Genomic DNA, 16,005 nt, shown 5'->3' with positions numbered 1-16,005 from the left:
CTTCCAGCGGGGTAAATATCTGCTGTTGCGCCAGCGATTACCCCGGGTGTAGAGTAAATTTCAAATGCGTTGAAAAACGTACACATATCAGGATTGTTACTGATTTTGCAGGCAAGACCTGAGTTGTATCAACTCGTGAAGCAGCGGAGCGAAAGCCCCTCATGCATAACACTCGCGAGTTCCCGTTGACCACTTTGGTGGTGTACTTGCGGCTCCCATACGCGCAGTGTATCTAAACGGAGAATCATCGATACAGCTCGGGTCTTTTTTGTATTCTCAGGCAGCTATGCACCGGCAATCCCCGTATTCAGAAATGGATCAGCATGAACAACTCCCAGATGGGTGAGCAGATTCTCGAAGGCCTCGGCGGCCCTGAGAACATCTCGCACTTCACCCACTGCGCCACCCGCTTGCGCGTTACCCCCAAGTCTCACGGCGCTATCGATAAAGACAAAATTGAGAGCACTCCCGGCGTTCTTTCCATCCTTGAACAATCTGGCCAAACCCAGGTTGTGCTGGGCGATAAGGTTGAGGGCGTTTACAACGAAATGCTCAAACTTCCCGGCATGAAAAACGTAGGCGAAGGCACCGTTGACGCCGACGACAACGACGAAAAGAAAGCGGGCCTTTTGACCCGCGTCTTCGACGTCCTCTCCGACGCTTTCCGCCCCATCCTGTGGGCGCTGCTGGGTACCTCGATGATTCTGACCCTCATCGTGTTCTTGCAGCAGCTAGGCTTCTTCGGAACCTACACCGACCTCACCGGTCAGGTAGTGAACATCGACATCGTGAATGGCCCACGCCTTTCAGACCCAGATGCCGCAGCTTCTATGCTCAACGAATGGCGTTTGAAGTTCCCCTTCTGGTTCATTCTTCTGGCAGCGTCACTGTCGGTTCTGCAGTTCATGCCCATCATGATTGGTGCAACCGCAGCTAAGCGTTTGGGCGCCAACATGTGGGTTGGTGCAGCAATCCCCGCAGCGTTGATGACCGGCACCTTCCAGGGTTTCGCCGACGTCGCTACTGACGGCGTCGTTCAGGTCCCCTTCCTCGGCCTCACCATCCCGCTGTACGTTATGAACTACACCGGTCAGATCTTCCCGCCGTTGTTCGCAGCGGCGCTGCTGGCACCGCTGGAACGCTTCCTCAAGAAGGTCATTCCAACCATGCTCCACATGGTTTTCGTGCCTATGCTATCCGTCCTGATTTTGGTTCCGCTCACCGCGTTCCTCATCGGACCTTTCGGCATCAAGTTCGCACTTTTGATCTCTGACTTCATTGGCAACATCAACGAAATTGCTCCCTGGTTGGTAGGCGCGCTCATCGCTGGTCTGTATCTCTTCATGGTTCCCTTGGGTCTGCACTGGCCTTTGAACGCTGTCATGATCAACAACCTGCAGACCAATGGTTTCGACTTCATTCAGTCCCCCATGGGCGCTTACAACTTCGCTGTCTTCGGCGTAGTTACCGGTGTTGCGATCCGTGCTCGCCACAATAAGCTGCTTCGTCAGACCGCAACCGGTGCCGCTGTTTCCGGTCTGCTCGGTGGTATTTCTGAGCCTTCGCTCTACGGTGTGGTTCTGCGTTACAAGCGTGTCTTCCCGCTCATTCTTGTTCCCGCTGTCATCGGTGGCGCACTGATTTCTATGCTGGGTGTCAAGTCCTACGCTTTCGCGTTCACCTCTCTACTTTCGATCCCTGCAATGCAGCCTGCGCCTCTCTACATGATTGGTTTGGCTGTTGCTTACTTCGGTGCTCTCGTAGGTGTTTTGATCTTCGGTTACGACTCCAAGACCTCCAAGAAGGCGCTGGAAGATGATGCTACCGAGGGTGAAACCGTAGCCGATCGCGTGGAAGAGAATAAAACTTCTTCTGTAGCTGCCGGTCTTGCCGGTGCAGGTGTAGCGGGCGCGGCTACCGCATCTGCTGGTGCGCACCGCTCGGCAGACCAGGCATCCGATACTACTACTGCGGCATCGTCCTCAGATTCTGCAGCATCCGCAGATCTGCCTTGGGCTGGCTCAAACAACTCTGGTCTGGATGTTCCTGCTCCTCTTGCAGGACGCGCGATTCCTCTCGCGGAAGTTCCTGACCCCATCTTCGCTGGCGAAAAGCTCGGCAAGGGTGCGGCAATCGAGCCTTCGGGTAACACCGTGTATGCACCCGCTGCGGGCAAGGTTATTGCGACTTTCCCCTCCGGACACGCGGTTGGTCTACGCCTGGATAACGGTGCAGAGCTCCTGATTCACGTGGGTATCGACACCGTAAGCCTCAACGGTCAGGGATTTGATGTCAAGGTAACTAAGGGTCAGCAGGTTGAAGCTGGTCAGGCACTCCTCAGCTTTGATCGCAAGGTCATTGAGGACGCCGGATTCCCCCTCGTCACCCCCGTTTTGGTGACCAACACCGTGAAGTTCTCCGAGGTTTCGGCGAAGACCGGTGAAGTTGCTCCCGGCGATGATCTGATTCAGATTACTGCTTAAATCGCGGGCTTCCTAAGCGACTGACCGCCGTAGCGTGTTTTGACCAGGTATATCTGGTCAAAACACGCTACGGCGGTCAATTGTTTTAAATCTAGCGTTCTATCTCTAGAACCATATGCACGTGATCGATACCCGCTTCAAGGTACACGTCACCCACCTGGGCAAACCCCGCAGCTGCATAGAGAGTGCCCGCGAGGTACTGCTGGGCCGAAATTTCGATGCGCTGGGCATCGGTATTTTCGCTAATCCAGCGGATACCTTCGGCAAAAATCGCTTTGCCCAGCCCGGTTCCGCGAGTTTCGGGCAGGACGGCAACTCGTCCAATCGTCCACGCGCCAGGAGTGATTTCGTGAGAATCGTCGGTGACGGTCTCCAAATCAAACATGCGCAGGTAGGCGATGACGCATCCATCGTTAGCTTTGACGAAAAGGTGCATGCAGTCGAGGTCGGCGTCGTCCGGTTCTTGCTCGGTAATTTGTTGCCCCACGGTAAAGACGAGCGCACGCATCACGTAGATGCTGTGTAGCTCCCGCAAGGTCAGCTCATCAAATGTTTTCACGTGAAACTGTGGGTTTTTCATGGAAAAAAGCGTATCACCGGGTAGCACATACGCTGCCCGGTGATATCACATAGTGGGGTTTAGCCGTAGATTGCTTTGCGCTGTGCATCTGCCGCTGCCACACGTTCCTGACCAACAGCGTTGAGGGTAATCTGAGCGTCCCCGGCGTTTGCTGCTGCGGCAGCACCAGGAATAGCCCACTTGACGGTGCCGCCAGAGTACTCCTGGACCTCGTACGTTACGCCGTTTTCAACAACGGTCTTTGCCGCAGCTACCGGCAAACCGATTGCCGAAACCTTGCTGTGCAAACCTAACTCTCCCTGGCTCCATTCTTTGTACTGGTTGGTATCAGAGTATGAATCCCAGGCATCAGATTTCATTTGGGCAAGGTTATAACCGAGCCAGCGCGATGAAAAGACGGGCGACCCGGCAACTGCATGGTAATCGCTACCGGCGGCGATGGTGTATGCAACGTTATCGCCTTCGTGGAGGTAGATTCGAGCGTTCTGTATCAAGCTGTAATCGGTGTAATCCCAATTGATAGCGGCCGGATCAACAGTTGCCGGTTCGTTATTGATGGTGAAGATATCGCCCTCTGCTGGGTCCACTACTACAGAAGCAGTATCGGCACCCCATACAGTAGTTATACGTCCCGCGGCGTCGGTAAACATGGTGGTGAGGTACTGGCTGCTACCGTGGCCGTCGGCACCTGCCCAACGCCAACCTGCCGGAGCGCCAAAGCGGTCAGGGTTCTTCAAATACTCGTTATACACCCGCTGATCCATTACGGTAGCGTGCCCGGTCTGCGCATCGTAAACGAAAACAGAAGTACCGCCCTGTTTGATAGTCAAACGGTCATTGACCGTCTTGTATTCCCCGGAGATTTTAGGCGTAAAATTCAGGCTTTCTTCCAGAGTCTTCAAACCCTCGGTGTTGAGCTGGGTCTTCACCGTGGTGTTGTCGCGCGAGAAAGTCAGGGTTCCGTGCTCGAAATTCTGCTGAGCAGTAGTGCCATTCCACACGGGGTTGCTGGTTGGCAGACCCAGGGCCTGGATAGCGGACCCCTCTGACCAGGTGCTTTTACCTGTCCAGTCGTTGAGCGCGGCGGTGTTTGTCTTGAGCCAGGGAACTTCGACGACGGCGGAGCCGGGAACCCGCGCGCCGTTGGCATCTGCGGCAGTTACGTAAGCTGTGGTATCGGTGATGGAAAGGAGAGCTCGCTGCGCTGGAATGAACTGTGCGGCGGTCCAATTGATATTTTCTGAGCCTTTCACAACGGGAGCGGTGTTTGCGGTGAAGCAGGCACGAGTTTTGGCACGTTGTGCCATCCATGTCTTAGCTTCAGGGCTCTGCAGATCGATTTTAGATCCAGGCTGGGTGGCCTGGTCAACTACGACTAGCCATCGAGTCTTACCGGAGGTAGTGGTGACGATTTGACCACAGTAAGAGCTCTTCCAAGAGGAGCTCTCCAGGGCGCCTAACTGCGCAGGACCACCAGCCTGTTTGAAACTCTGCATCTCAGCGGAGTTAGTGAGGGCTTTGGCACCGGTGGAAGGACGCCAGGTGACGATACCTGTTTTAAATTCCTGGGCGCATGTTCCATTAGAAAAGCATTCTTCTGCGCTGGTGGGGGTACCTAATTGTTTGGCGTGGGAGGTAGCAAATGTTGAGATTGCGCCCTGCGATGAGGTGGGGGCAGCATGAGCCATTGTGGGCGCTATTCCAAACAACATAGTCGCTGAAATAAATGCTGAACCGATTTTGAGGGTGTTCTTCACGAAAGGGGTCTCCTGATAAGACGTATAAAAGTTTTTACTGTGGTTGCGATTGAAGATACTGAGGGGAAACGAAGTAAGAAAGCAATATAATTTGAGCTTTGTACTATCGATTATTAGTAGTTCACCACTGTTTCTCCTAGTCAGACACACTTTTTAGGCAATTTACCCCCTTAAGTGTCTACATTTTCTGAATTCTTTAGGGATTGATTTTCGATATTTCTTTAGGTTGAGCTAGCACGGTGCTAAACTATGAATCGTTCTATTGCCTACGGAAGGTTCTGCATTGGATTCTGCAGCGTTTATTCGATAACCGCTGAAGCACCCGTCTTCAGCTTAATCTCTAGCGAAAGACGCTTATCCATGCATATTTTTAATACCTCCGTGCCCTCTCTTTCTTTTACTGATTTATCCCTATTGTGGGCAGACGGTACCCCCTGTTTTAATCATCTTTCCGGTACTTTCCCACCGGGAATAACAGGGCTAATCGGCGATAACGGTTCGGGCAAGTCTTCTTTATTGAAAGTACTCGCAGGGCTCATCGAACCTAGCTCAGGAGAAATCAGCGTGCCTGATGCCGTCGCCTACTTGCCGCAAGATCTTGGTCTTTCGCAGCACTCTACGATTGCAGAGCTGTTCGGCATTGCAGAGGTTCTCTCTGCCCTCGATGCGATAGAAGCCGGCGAGTACGACCCTGAACTTTATGACATCATTGGCGAGCAATGGGACATCGCCGAAAAAACGCTGAGTACCCTGGCCTCGGCAGGGTTTGAACCAGCAAAGCAGGAACAATCCCAGACTTTACTAACTCGACCCCTGACCGAGTTTTCTGGTGGCGAGGCGGTAACTGCCGCCGTCGTCGCGCTGTTACAGTCCGCCCCTGATGTTGTGCTCCTCGATGAACCCACGAACAATCTGGATTCAACCGCCAAAGCACGGCTCATTCACTTGCTAGAAGAACTATCGTGCCCGGCAATTGTGGTGAGCCACGACCGTGATCTTCTGATGCATGTTGACCAGATTGCTGAACTCTATGAGGGGAACTTGCGCTTCTTCGCGGGAAATTTCGAGGTGTATCGGGCTGCTCTTGATACCGAGCAGGACGCCGCCGAACGCCATGTGCGCGAGGCAAAGGCAGACGAAAGACGCCAAAAACGGGAGCGCATCGAAGCAGAAACCAAAATAGCGCGTGCTGAACAAGCAGGTAAGAAAGCGGTAGCTAACAAGAAAAAAGCGCCCCTAGCTTTAGGGCTCGATAAGATGTCTGCCCAGCGTAGCTACGCGAAAACCCGGCAGGTGCATCAGAATCGCTTCGATTCTGCGGATGCGGCTAGGCGCGAAGCTGAGAGCAAGGTTCGCGAGTATGAAAGTATCTATTTGGACTTACCCGGTACTTCCTTGCCCGTGGGAAAGAAAGTTTTGGAATTACAAAAGTCTTCTGAGCTGAAGAAAAGCGACGATTTACCTGAGCAGATTATTGTGGCTGGCCCCGAACGCTGGCGTATTGCCGGGGAAAACGGTTCGGGAAAAAGCACGCTTATTCAGGAAATCCTTGGCGTGCGCGCGTCTTCTGCTCCGGTGCCGGTTTATCGGGCAGAGTACTGCATTGAGAACGTGGGGTATTTGCCTCAGCGAATTGAGCTAGAGACCGGTTTGAACATGCTGGAAATGGTCGGGCGCGCCAACCCTATGATGAACGAACAGCAGATTCGTGATGCTTTGGCTCGTCTGCTCTTTCGCCGCGACCGGGTGCTTTTACCGTCTGAAGCCCTGTCCGGCGGGGAGCGTTTCAGGGTGGCGCTTGCGCAGATTTTATTGGCGCAACCGGCGCCGCAGCTCCTCATTCTCGATGAGCCCACGAATAACTTGGATATGACATCGGTGGATTGGCTGGGGAGTGCCCTTAAAAATTATGAAGGTGCTCTGTTGCTCGTGAGCCATGACGAGTACTTCTGTGAGCAACTCGGGGTGCAAACGCTGGTGGACTTAACCCCTCGTGAGATACCAATAAATTCCGCCAACAGCAGCTAGAGCAACAACCCAGGAGGCAATCCGCTGCGCCGTTGTCTCTTGGGGCAAGGTAAGGACGTTGCCCCAGTCGTCGGGGAATTCTTTCGACCTGTTAAGGTATTGGAGCAGAAATGCTATTGCGACCATAATGCCTATAACGACGAGCGCTACGACGGCGCGGAAGAGAAACATACTTGAAGTATAGAGCTGCGTTTTGCGTGCCGAGAAGATGGCTGGTCCCGTCTGGGTCACTAAATCAGTGGAAGTGCACTTATTTGAGTGCACTTCCACTGATTTAGTGACCCACCGGCTGTGAGGCCCCCTTCTAGTCATCCTTTCCTCTACGAAGGGCTGCACGGGCTCGCTCGCGGTTGACGGCGGCAATCGCCGAAAGCGGGATGCCAGCGGGGCAGGTCACTGCGCATTCGCCGTAGACCGAACAGGGTCCAAAGGATTCGTCGATTTCTTGGATAATCGAACGAGCTCGCTTAGAGCGTTCTGGTTTGCCCTGCGGCAAGGTGGAGAGGTGGTTGAGCACCGAACCTGCAAACAGATTCGCAGCACCATTAGGGCATGCCGCGATGCACGCTCCGCACCCAATACAGGCAGCAAAATCAAGGGCTTTTTCAGCCCGGCCGTGCCCAATCTGCATGGAGTCGGCGTCGGCAGCAGTGCCGGCATCCACCGCCACAAAACCGCCCGCCTGAATCACGCGGTCCATGGCCGATCGGTCCACTACTAAATCGCGGATGACGGGAAACGCCGCCGAGCGCAGCGGTTCCAACCGCAGTTTCTGCCCGTCCTTAAAGGAACGCAGATGTTGACGACACGACGGCGTGTTGGGCACCGGCCCATGAGGCTGATCGTTGACCGTGATTCCGCAGGTTCCGCAAATGCCTTCACGGCAGTCAGAATCATAGGCAATCGGCTCCCTCCCCTCAGATACCAGGTGATCGTTGAGGTAGTCGATGAGCTCAAGAAGCGACATTTCTTCCTGTGCGCCCTCAATGGCGTGCTCTTCGAAGAACCCGGGAACATCAGGGTTTTCTTGGCGCCATACCTCAATGGTGAGTCTCATTTGTAATTCCTCGTCTGTAGTTCGATAGCCTCAAAGGTCAGGGGCTCGGCATGGCGAATATGGGAATAGTCAGGGCCCATTTCCCAGGCGCTCACAAAACACCATTCCTCATCATTTCGTTGTGCTTCACCGTCGTCCGTCTGGAATTCTTCGCGGAAATGTGCGCCAGCAGATTCTTTACGATCAAGCGCATCCACGCACATGAGTTCGGCAAGTTCCAGATAATCTTCTACGCGTCCAGCCCGCTCGAGTTCCTGATTGAACTGCTCGCCGGTTCCCGGCACGAAAAGCTCGCGATAAAATTCGTCGCGCAATTCACGAATCTCTTCGATGGCGCGGCGTAGCTTGGAGTCGTTTCGGCTTACCCCGCACCCTTCGTACAGGATTTCGCCTAGTCGGGCGTGAAAATGATCGGTGGGCACAGTACCTCGGATGTTCATGAGCCGGTCTATGCGCTCCTGCACATCGGCAAGTGTCTGCACGACGACGTCGTCCGCCACGTCCACCGGTGCCTCGCCCAGGTGCTCCGCAAGGTAGTGAGGTACCGAATAAGGCAGAGTGAACCACCCATCCACACAGGCAGAAAGCAACGAATTCGCGCCTAAACGATTAGCACCGTGATACGCCCAGCCAGCTTCGCCACCCACAAACAAGCCAGGGATATTGCTCATCTGGTCATAGTCAGTCCACAAACCACCCATTGCAAAATGGGCACCGGGTGCAATACGCATCGGAACTTCGTGGGGGTCCTCGCCAGTAGCGTCACGGTACATTTCAAACAGATTGCCGTAGCGCTCATCTAGAACCTTCACGCCTAAGCGCTCTTTGGCATCCCGAAAATCTAGGTACACCGAATTCTTCAACGGCCCTACGCCGTGCCCTGCTTCAATCTGCTCACGAGCAGCACGAGAGGCAATATCACGGGGAGTCAGGTTGGCAAACGCCGGGTATTTCCGCTCAAGATAGTAGTCGCGTTCGTTCTCAGGAATATCGTTTGCCGCGCGCGTATCCCCCGCTGTGAGCGGAACCCAAATACGCCCGTCGTTACGCAAAGATTCAGACATCAGCGTGGTCTTCGACTGGAATTTGGAGCTAATGGGCAACGCCGTGGGATGGAACTGAATATAAGCAGGCGATGCAAAATAAGCCCCACGCCGGTGCGCTCGCCAGGCAGCCGTACAGTTGGAGTTCTTTGCCAGGGTCGATTTATGAAATACGTTGCCGTACCCGCCGGTTGCTAGTACGACGGCGTGAGCGGTTTCCGCACTGATTTTTCCTGTGCGGAGGTTGCGGGTCACAATGCCGACCGCGCGTCCGTCCTTCACGATGAGGTCCAGCATCTCCTCGTGTGTGTGCAGGTTTACTGTGCCCGCCGCTACCTGGCGTTGTAAGGCGCGGTGAGCTGAAACTTGGAGCTGCTGCCCTGTTTGCCCGCGTGTGTAGTAGGTACGTGAGACCTGGACGCCGCCGAAGGATCGAGTGGTGAGCTCGCCACCGTATTCGCGGGCGAAGGGAGCGCCTATCCCGTTCATATGGTCGATGACGCGCACGGATTCTTCAGCGAGACGGAAAGCGTCGGCTTCGCGACCGCGGAAGTCCCCACCTTTGACGGTGTCTTTGACGAACCGGTGAATCGAGTCGTTGTCTACCTTGCGAGCGCGTGCGGAGTTGATGCCGCCCTGCGCTGCCACCGAGTGAGCGCGGCGGGACGAATCGTGGAAGGTGTATGAGGAGACGTTGTAGCCGAGTTCGCCCAGTGCTGCGGCACACCCTGCGCCAGCTAGACCGGTGCCCACGACGATGACCTTGAATTTGCGGCGGTTCAGCGGGGAGACGAGTTTGTAGTCATCGCGGCGTCTCTCCCAGGCGGTAGCGGGGTCACCTTCAGGTACGTGCCCGCTGATGTCTTCCCCGTATGAAATATTGATGTCTGCCATTGGTTTTCCTCTCTATTCGCGTTAGCTCACGAGTCCGGTGAGTACCGCGATGGGAATAGTGATGTTGCCGAGCATGACGACGAGCGCGAAAAGTCCGCTGAGGAGCATGACGGTGGAGCGGGCTTTTTGCCCGAGGGTGATGCCGAAGTCGTTGACCGTGGCGTAGAGACCGTGTGCCAGATGGAGAAAGAGAATGACCATGGCGAGCAGGTAGAAGATTGCTACTGCGGGGCGGGAAAAACTGGCGATGAGGTTCTGGTAAGCAAAGCTGCCCGCCTCTGACCCGTGTTGAAAGTTTTCAGTGGCGACACCTATCCCGGCGGTGAGGTCAAGCAGGTGAAAGATGATGAAGAGCAGGAGTACGATGCCGGTAACTGGCATGGTTCGTGCAGTGAACGAGCTGAAGCCGTGCAGTCCTTTACGGGCAAATTTGCCGCGGCGAGCTTTTGCACGCGCGCTGATGACCCACGCACAGTAGACGTGCCCTGCTAAACAAGCCAGAAGGAAAAGCCGAAAAAGCCAGAGGAATCCCTCATAGGGCAATAGGGGTTCCAGGAGGGTGCGTAACCATAGCGCGTAATCATTGAAGTGCTCGGGACCTAGATAGACTTTGAGGTTTCCGAACATGTGCACCAGCACAAAAACGCCAAACACGATGCCGGTGAAAGCCATAATGTATTTGGCAAGAACGTTGCTGAGCCAGCGCGGACCGATCTGTTTTTGTGGGGTTCTTGTGCCAGCTCTCACTGAGGTGGTACTCATTTTCTGCCTGCTTCTTTCCGCTGGGGTGATACTTCTAGTCTTCTCCTAAAACTGGTTTATTTCAGCAGGAGGGTAGGGTTTCAAAGAATATGTTCAAGCATTACGTTTTGTCTGCTCTGACCTAAAGTATTTGAGAAGAAAACCCTGTTCTTATCAGGGATTATTGGGCAGAAAGCAAGCGCTTTAAAAACAAAAAACTAAAAAACTAAAAAATGATACATTGAGGCTTATTCAAAAGTCCTCCCAGCCGCATAAAACACCAACCCCCGAACCACCGCAAACACCCGCCCATACACGCTCAGCGGCCGCCGGAAACCTGTATGCAAAACCCGCCACGTCTTGACCTGCGCGATAACCCGCTCCACCACCGATCGGCGTGAATTAATGAACCTGTTCACCACCTTCACATCTGCAGGCATCCTGCGGGCTTTGCTGCGTCTTACTGGGGTGGCCAGCCCCAACCCGATGTAACCCTTATCAGCCAAAGTGCTCTCATCAAGATATCTTTCCAAGCCATGATGCTTGAAGGCATAGGCATCATGCCTAGCGCCAGGGACCGGGTCAGTGATGGCCAGTAGTTTCCCGCCCAGGGTGCAAATCACTTGATGGTTGAAACCGGCTCGTTTATGCTTACCAGAAAAGTTTGTTTTTCCTAGTGAACGCCAGTTCCAGGTGGGAATTAGGGTGCCGTCGATAACCAGTGAACCAGGGATTTTCAGGCTGTTTTCTATAGACTGTTCTAGCGGCCTGAGGGCTTTCTCAAGTGCTTTTTCAACGGTGTTGAGGGTCCGTGAGATGGTGGGCTGGGAGGTGTTGAAGATTTCTGCGAGGAGTTCTTCGGTGAGGTTGTGTCGGTGGTAGAAAAGGGTGACTTTAAGACCCTGGGCCAGGGTTAGTGCTGGTGGTCTTCCGCCTGGTTTTGCCCAGGTGATATGAGAGGTGAGGGCTGTCAGTAGCGTGGTGAATTGCTGAGGTGTGAGCCCTGTTGTACGCTGGTGGAGCAACGGTTCTTCCGGTATGGCTTGAGGTTATTTGTAGTGATTTAATCCTCTTATTTTTGCCGCTGGTGGGGCCGTTGTCTAGTTGGTGGGGTGTGGGTGTGTTCCTACTTTTGAATAAGCCTCATTGAAATTCAAAAGCTACTCGTTAAAGGAGATCTCGATAAACCCTCTAGCACTAGTTACCGGGGCCTCTGCAGGTATTGGTTTGAAGATTGCCCAGGAGTTGGCTGAGCGCGGTCACGACATCATCGCCGTAGGGTCTTCTGAACGTGTGAGTTCAGTCAGTGAAAAAATAACCGGTGTTCAGATTTACCCGGTACAAGCTGACCTCACCGCTGATGAGGGAATCGAGAAAATTTGGTCTACCTTCGAATCGCAGGGGCGCAACCTTGACGTGGCTGTGCTCAACGCCGGCAAGAGCCTAGGGGGATCTTTCCACGATACTGATCTTGATGAAGAGCTGTACATGCTCAATCTCAATGTGATCTCGCAGGTTAAGCTAGCAAAGCGTGTGGTGCGTCAGCTTGCTCAGCAGCGGGATGGGCGCATCTTGATTACCACCTCGATGTCTGCGCTCACTCCCACCCCGTTTGAGTCAATCTATGGGCCCACCCGTGCGTTCATGTATAGCTTTGCTCAGGGGTTACGCGAAGAGATGAAGGACTATAACGTTTCAGTTACTGCGCTCCTCCCCGGTGCTACCGCAACTGATTTCCACCACACAGCCAAGATGGATAACACCAAATTTGGAGATAATTCCTGGAAGAATGAGCCAGCTCTGGTGGCTAAACTCGGTGTTGATGCGCTCTTTGCGGGTAAAGACCACGTTATTGGCGGTTCCGAAGCAACTCAGAAGGACGCCCAGCGCAAGAGGACTATGAGCGATATCGAGAAAGCTGAGGAGTTCGCGCGCACGAGCCGTCCTAGCAAATAGGGTCTAACCCGCTTTTGCGTACATGCCCAAGCGTGGTTCCCCTGCACTCGTTAAGAGGCGAGTTTTCGCAAGGTGCTTGAGGAGTTTGAGATCCCGAGTTCCGGTTGCCGGGTTTGAATCGACGACGGCGCAACGGCCAATGGGTTGCCCCACAGTAATTATTTGATTCTGGAGATTAGCCGGTAAAAACCCGCGTTCGTTGCGAAGAATGAACGATTCTCCTTCCCACTTTTCTTCTTCGAACGGACGTTCTGTTTTGATAAGAAAAGTAGATCGGAATCGAGCCGCCTCGTGAACCAACGACGGATAATTTAGTTGCGATGCAAGCTCTTCGATGGTTGCTGATCCTATAAGAGAAAAAGGTGCGCCGAATAGGATGGCACCCGGTTCTACGAGAGCTAAGCTCACCTCTTGACGTAGCAAATCAGAGAATAATTGATTGACTGGCGTATCCAGAATGCCAAGCGTTACAGACCTGCCCCAGAAATCGCCGATGGCGGTTTCTTGTGGAACAAGTTTGACCTCTCGCCCTTTTTTACCGGGAAAAACGATGCACGCAGATGCCTTTTCTATATCGAGAAAGACTTCAATCGCCATCAGCTCAGGGTGCTGAACAGTGCGGATTACTTTTCTGCTCGTGATGTCTACCAGGCACAACCGACGATCCTCCTGCAAGAAACTATTTAATAAGTGGCCGCTACGTCGGTGCATATGCTGGGTGCCCTTCATCGGAGAATAACCGAAGCTACTTACTGTGAGGGTTTTCATAGTTTCAGCTTACCTATACCCCGGAAAAACCGAGATTCTTTCTCTGACAACCGGTTTCTCCCTAAATGAGTATGTAATATACCAGATTATAAGTAAGCTGATATTACAACCCTACGAACCGGAAAGGACATCATGTCTACACCTCAAAACCCCAATCACGGTGAAAAGCATAACGATGCCAGACCTTTTAAGCGTGAGCCCAATCGTGTTCTCCCTGAAGAACCTCCTGCCCAAACTACCCCCTCCAAGAAACCCGCTTGGCCATGGGTTATAGGTTTACTCCTTTTGAGCCTCCTCATCTGGGGCGGGTGCGCACTTGTGGGTAACGTCAGTAACAATGAGAGCGTACGGGTCGAATTAAAAACCACCTCCAGCACGAGCGGAACCGTATACTACGGTCCCGATGATTCTATTGTTGCCGAAGACTTTGCTGGAGAATGGGATAAGACGGTAGAAGACATCCGTCCCCAGGATAGCTACGGTTTACGCGCAAAGAGTGAAGATTCTTCAGCCACAGTTTCTTGTGAGATCTCCGTAGACGGCGTCGTCCAATCACAGGCGGAAGCTACGAATGGTGAAGAGGCTTCGTGCAAACTCCCCGATGAAATCAAGAAATAAAGGTTAACCCACTTCGGTGGCTTCTCATAGAAAAACCCGCTCTGGCTTGTCTTCACAAATCAGAGCGGGTTTTTCTATATTTAGTTGTGCGCCCTGTGGGGCTCGAACCCACGACCCACGGATTAAAAGTCCGATGCTCTACCAACTGAGCTAAAGGCGCTCCACTGTCTTTCTAAGAAAGTCAGCGAAAACAACTATACAGCACAGAGGCGGAAACCTAAAAATCCTGCGTGTGCAATGGGGCACATTAGTATAACCAGACCAGTTTTTCAGCAATTCTTATCCCTTCTCAAACACTCTTCATGCTTCTAAAATAGTCGCTATGCCTCATTCGCCCTGCCCCAACTCTCCCCGGCCGCACCGGCCCGTGAAATTCACCCCGGATAAGTTCACGCACTACATCGGTGGCGATGACCCCGCGGCTCTCCACGAGGCAGCTTATCGATCGGCGCACGCGATTTTACACAGAGGGCGCGCAGCCGACGACCCTCTCGTTACCGAACGGCTCGTAGAATTTACAGACGTTTTTGGCATCGACACCGTAGCCGAAATGTGGTCCCACTCCCCCGCGATTTCCTTACCTGGCGCTCTGTGGCGTATCTATGCCCTCCGAGATACCGTGCAGAAAAATGCTCAGCAAATCTCCGTGTATTACGAACGAGGCATGAACACTGACTGGGCGGCGCGCGTAGTGTCCGGCGTCGCTGCCCCTCCCACCGAACTGGAAATTATTACTACCACCGACGAAATCCTCACCGGCGCATACACCGGCGAGTTCGATATAGCCTTAGAACGGTTCGCTGCCTTTTGCCGAGTAGTTGCGGCAGGGGAAGAATCGACGGCTTACCTCATCGAGCCCGGAACTTACTCTTCTGAACCTCAGCGTGAACTCAATAATGACGCCGATTCTCGCCGTTCGACGCCAAGCGCCGAGGTGCAGGCTGAGGCATCCACCCGCGCGTCGTCACTCCGGGAGCATAGCCGCAAGCTCAAAGGAACTGCTGTGGAGCTGGAAACCGCCGCCGCCAAATGGCGGGCAGGAACCCTCGATAGCTAATAGCAACGTAAGAACGTTCACAAACTGCGCCTTGAAATTGACACTCTGGCTGAAAACGAGAAAACTAGTTAGCAGGTGTCAGGCTGTTAATAGGTAGCCCCGGGCTCCAATATTTAGCCGCTTCGAGCGGCCTTCCGCCGAGAGGCGCTCCCAGTCTGGCACCGCTAATTTTATAAGAAGAGCATGAGGTTCCTCTCCCCTTTTTCTCAAGTGGAGGGGAGCCTCCTTTCTTTAACCAACGTTTTACGCTCAACCGTCGCGTTTTACCCTTTGCGCCCAAAAATTCAATCAAAAATTATGGGTGGAAATGAGAAAATTGCGAGTTTGTTAACCCTAAGCAGTTATCTTTGAGGGAGCATATATAACCTGACGTTCATAAATCGACACCTCAAGGAGAACTCGTGTTCGAGCAGCTGTTCCCCCAGGAAAGCGCATCTTTAGAAGCCCTGGCGTCGCTCTCGAACCAGGTAGCTGATGCAGCCGCGCTTCTTTCGGAGATGGTGGGTTCCCATGGGAAAGAGAACTATCCTGAGGTGTTTGCCAACATGTTGGAGCATGAATCCCAAAGTCAGAATACTTTTTTTACCGCAATGACTCAGGTGCGTAGTTCTTTTGCGCCGCCGCTGCCGCGTGAAGATCTATACACTTTGGCGAACCACTTGATGAGCGCCGTCGAACGTTTGACGAGCGCCGGACATGTGCTTACCCTTCTTAAAATTGACAGGTTTACCTCCAACGCCACCACCTTGTTGGATTTAATTCAGCGGGAGGCAGTGCTCACTTCTGCCATTATTCCTCGTTTGGGTGAGCTCAAAGGTACCGACGAGTACTGGATGGATATGATTCGACTCTCCCGCCAGGCAACCCGAACCGGTGAAGTCTATAAGGCAGAGATTTTGGATTTATACAAGACAGATCGCTATCTCAAAACAGTTCAGTTTGTTGAAGAACTTACCGGAGCATCCCAAGCTATGCGCTCCGTCTCAACCCATATTGGTCGAATTATTGTGCAGGAATCCTAAC

The 16,005-nt window shown here is 53.3% G+C and carries 14 protein-coding genes and 1 tRNA gene; 6 read left to right on the top strand and 9 right to left on the bottom strand.

The window, feature by feature from the left end; genetic code table 11:
* The first annotated feature begins 323 nt into the window (after window positions 1-323).
* The gene (locus IDM48_RS01690) at window positions 324-2,483 is read left to right on the top strand and encodes a glucose PTS transporter subunit IIA (protein WP_190617783.1); all 2,160 of its coding nucleotides are present in this window, start codon (window positions 324-326) and stop codon (window positions 2,481-2,483) included.
* A 91-nt stretch (window positions 2,484-2,574) separates the two neighbouring features.
* Here the strand turns inward: IDM48_RS01690 and IDM48_RS01685 are convergent, their stop codons facing one another.
* Both IDM48_RS01685 and IDM48_RS01680 read right to left on the bottom strand, forming a co-directional pair.
* Window positions 2,575-3,042 (bottom strand): GNAT family N-acetyltransferase, encoded by a 468-nt coding sequence (locus IDM48_RS01685; protein WP_238398006.1) that lies wholly within the window; start codon window positions 3,040-3,042, stop codon window positions 2,575-2,577.
* 80 nt (window positions 3,043-3,122) lie between these two features.
* Window positions 3,123-4,820: a hypothetical protein gene (locus tag IDM48_RS01680; RefSeq protein WP_190617779.1), complete on the bottom strand. Its 1,698-nt coding sequence runs from the start codon at window positions 4,818-4,820 to the stop codon at window positions 3,123-3,125.
* Window positions 4,821-5,180: 360 nt separating this feature from the next.
* On the opposite strand from IDM48_RS01680, the gene IDM48_RS01675 reads away from it, so the two are divergent.
* Window positions 5,181-6,848: an ABC-F family ATP-binding cassette domain-containing protein gene (locus tag IDM48_RS01675; protein WP_202939899.1), complete on the top strand. Its 1,668-nt coding sequence runs from the start codon at window positions 5,181-5,183 to the stop codon at window positions 6,846-6,848.
* Here IDM48_RS01675 and IDM48_RS01670 read toward each other — a convergent pair.
* The 5 genes from IDM48_RS01670 to IDM48_RS01650 all read right to left on the bottom strand — a co-directional run bounded on the left by IDM48_RS01670 (window position 6,804) and on the right by IDM48_RS01650 (window position 11,608).
* Complete coding sequence (locus tag IDM48_RS01670) at window positions 6,804-7,112, bottom strand: hypothetical protein (protein WP_190617778.1); 309 nt, start codon at window positions 7,110-7,112, stop codon at window positions 6,804-6,806. The genes IDM48_RS01675 and IDM48_RS01670 overlap by 45 nt on opposite strands.
* 40 nt (window positions 7,113-7,152) lie before the next feature.
* Window positions 7,153-7,905 carry a succinate dehydrogenase/fumarate reductase iron-sulfur subunit gene (locus IDM48_RS01665; RefSeq protein ID WP_068172174.1) on the bottom strand — a complete coding sequence of 251 codons (753 nt, stop codon included), beginning with the start codon at window positions 7,903-7,905 and terminating at the stop codon, window positions 7,153-7,155.
* Window positions 7,902-9,842 carry a fumarate reductase/succinate dehydrogenase flavoprotein subunit gene (locus tag IDM48_RS01660; protein WP_145173971.1) on the bottom strand — a complete coding sequence of 647 codons (1,941 nt, stop codon included), beginning with the start codon at window positions 9,840-9,842 and terminating at the stop codon, window positions 7,902-7,904. The genes IDM48_RS01665 and IDM48_RS01660 overlap by 4 nt, the downstream gene beginning before the upstream one ends.
* A gap of 21 nt (window positions 9,843-9,863) precedes the next feature.
* The gene (locus IDM48_RS01655) at window positions 9,864-10,604 is read right to left on the bottom strand and encodes a succinate dehydrogenase cytochrome b subunit (RefSeq protein WP_068172177.1); all 741 of its coding nucleotides are present in this window, start codon (window positions 10,602-10,604) and stop codon (window positions 9,864-9,866) included.
* 227 nt (window positions 10,605-10,831) lie between these two features.
* A complete protein-coding gene (locus IDM48_RS01650; protein WP_087038209.1) occupies window positions 10,832-11,608 on the bottom strand; it encodes a transposase family protein in 777 nt (258 codons plus the stop codon).
* A 202-nt stretch (window positions 11,609-11,810) separates the two neighbouring features.
* Between IDM48_RS01650 and IDM48_RS01645 the strand changes: the two genes are divergently transcribed.
* The gene (locus IDM48_RS01645; protein WP_233126046.1) at window positions 11,811-12,539 is read left to right on the top strand and encodes an SDR family NAD(P)-dependent oxidoreductase; all 729 of its coding nucleotides are present in this window, start codon (window positions 11,811-11,813) and stop codon (window positions 12,537-12,539) included.
* 3 nt (window positions 12,540-12,542) lie between these two features.
* Here the strand turns inward: IDM48_RS01645 and IDM48_RS01640 are convergent, their stop codons facing one another.
* Complete coding sequence (locus tag IDM48_RS01640) at window positions 12,543-13,307, bottom strand: MOSC domain-containing protein (protein ID WP_083147318.1); 765 nt, start codon at window positions 13,305-13,307, stop codon at window positions 12,543-12,545.
* A 132-nt stretch (window positions 13,308-13,439) separates the two neighbouring features.
* Between IDM48_RS01640 and IDM48_RS01635 the strand changes: the two genes are divergently transcribed.
* On the top strand, window positions 13,440-13,925 hold the full coding sequence (locus IDM48_RS01635; protein WP_068172183.1) for a hypothetical protein: 486 nt from the start codon (window positions 13,440-13,442) through the stop codon (window positions 13,923-13,925).
* A gap of 87 nt (window positions 13,926-14,012) precedes the next feature.
* Here the strand turns inward: IDM48_RS01635 and IDM48_RS01630 are convergent.
* A tRNA-Lys gene (locus IDM48_RS01630) sits at window positions 14,013-14,085 on the bottom strand.
* 162 nt (window positions 14,086-14,247) lie between these two features.
* Here IDM48_RS01630 and IDM48_RS01625 point away from each other — a divergent pair.
* Together IDM48_RS01625 and IDM48_RS01620 are read left to right on the top strand one after the other, a co-directional pair.
* The gene (locus tag IDM48_RS01625) at window positions 14,248-14,982 is read left to right on the top strand and encodes a hypothetical protein (RefSeq protein WP_068172186.1); all 735 of its coding nucleotides are present in this window, start codon (window positions 14,248-14,250) and stop codon (window positions 14,980-14,982) included.
* Between the two features lie 401 nt (window positions 14,983-15,383).
* A complete protein-coding gene (locus tag IDM48_RS01620) occupies window positions 15,384-16,004 on the top strand; it encodes a phosphate transport regulator (RefSeq protein ID WP_068172188.1) in 621 nt (206 codons plus the stop codon).
* Window position 16,005 lies beyond the last annotated feature (1 nt).

Origin of the sequence: Rothia amarae, assembly GCF_014705945.2 — a bacterium.
Lineage (GTDB): Bacteria > Actinomycetota > Actinomycetes > Actinomycetales > Micrococcaceae > Rothia > Rothia amarae.
This window is presented reverse-complemented; position numbering and strand designations above follow the sequence as displayed.

Excerpts from the sequence above, each read along its gene's own strand:
- IDM48_RS01690 (WP_190617783.1), top strand. The coding sequence starts at position 324 with ATGAACAACTCCCAGATGGGTGAGCAGATTCTCGAAGGCCTCGGCGGC.
- IDM48_RS01675 (WP_202939899.1), top strand. The coding sequence starts at position 5,181 with ATGCATATTTTTAATACCTCCGTGCCCTCTCTTTCTTTTACTGATTTA.
- IDM48_RS01665 (WP_068172174.1), bottom strand. The coding sequence starts at position 7,905 with ATGAGACTCACCATTGAGGTATGGCGCCAAGAAAACCCTGATGTTCCC.
- IDM48_RS01660 (WP_145173971.1), bottom strand. The coding sequence starts at position 9,842 with ATGGCAGACATCAATATTTCATACGGGGAAGACATCAGCGGGCACGTA.
- IDM48_RS01655 (WP_068172177.1), bottom strand. The coding sequence starts at position 10,604 with ATGAGTACCACCTCAGTGAGAGCTGGCACAAGAACCCCACAAAAACAG.
- IDM48_RS01640 (WP_083147318.1), bottom strand. The coding sequence starts at position 13,307 with ATGAAAACCCTCACAGTAAGTAGCTTCGGTTATTCTCCGATGAAGGGC.
- IDM48_RS01635 (WP_068172183.1), top strand. The coding sequence starts at position 13,440 with ATGTCTACACCTCAAAACCCCAATCACGGTGAAAAGCATAACGATGCC.
- IDM48_RS01625 (WP_068172186.1), top strand. The coding sequence starts at position 14,248 with ATGCCTCATTCGCCCTGCCCCAACTCTCCCCGGCCGCACCGGCCCGTG.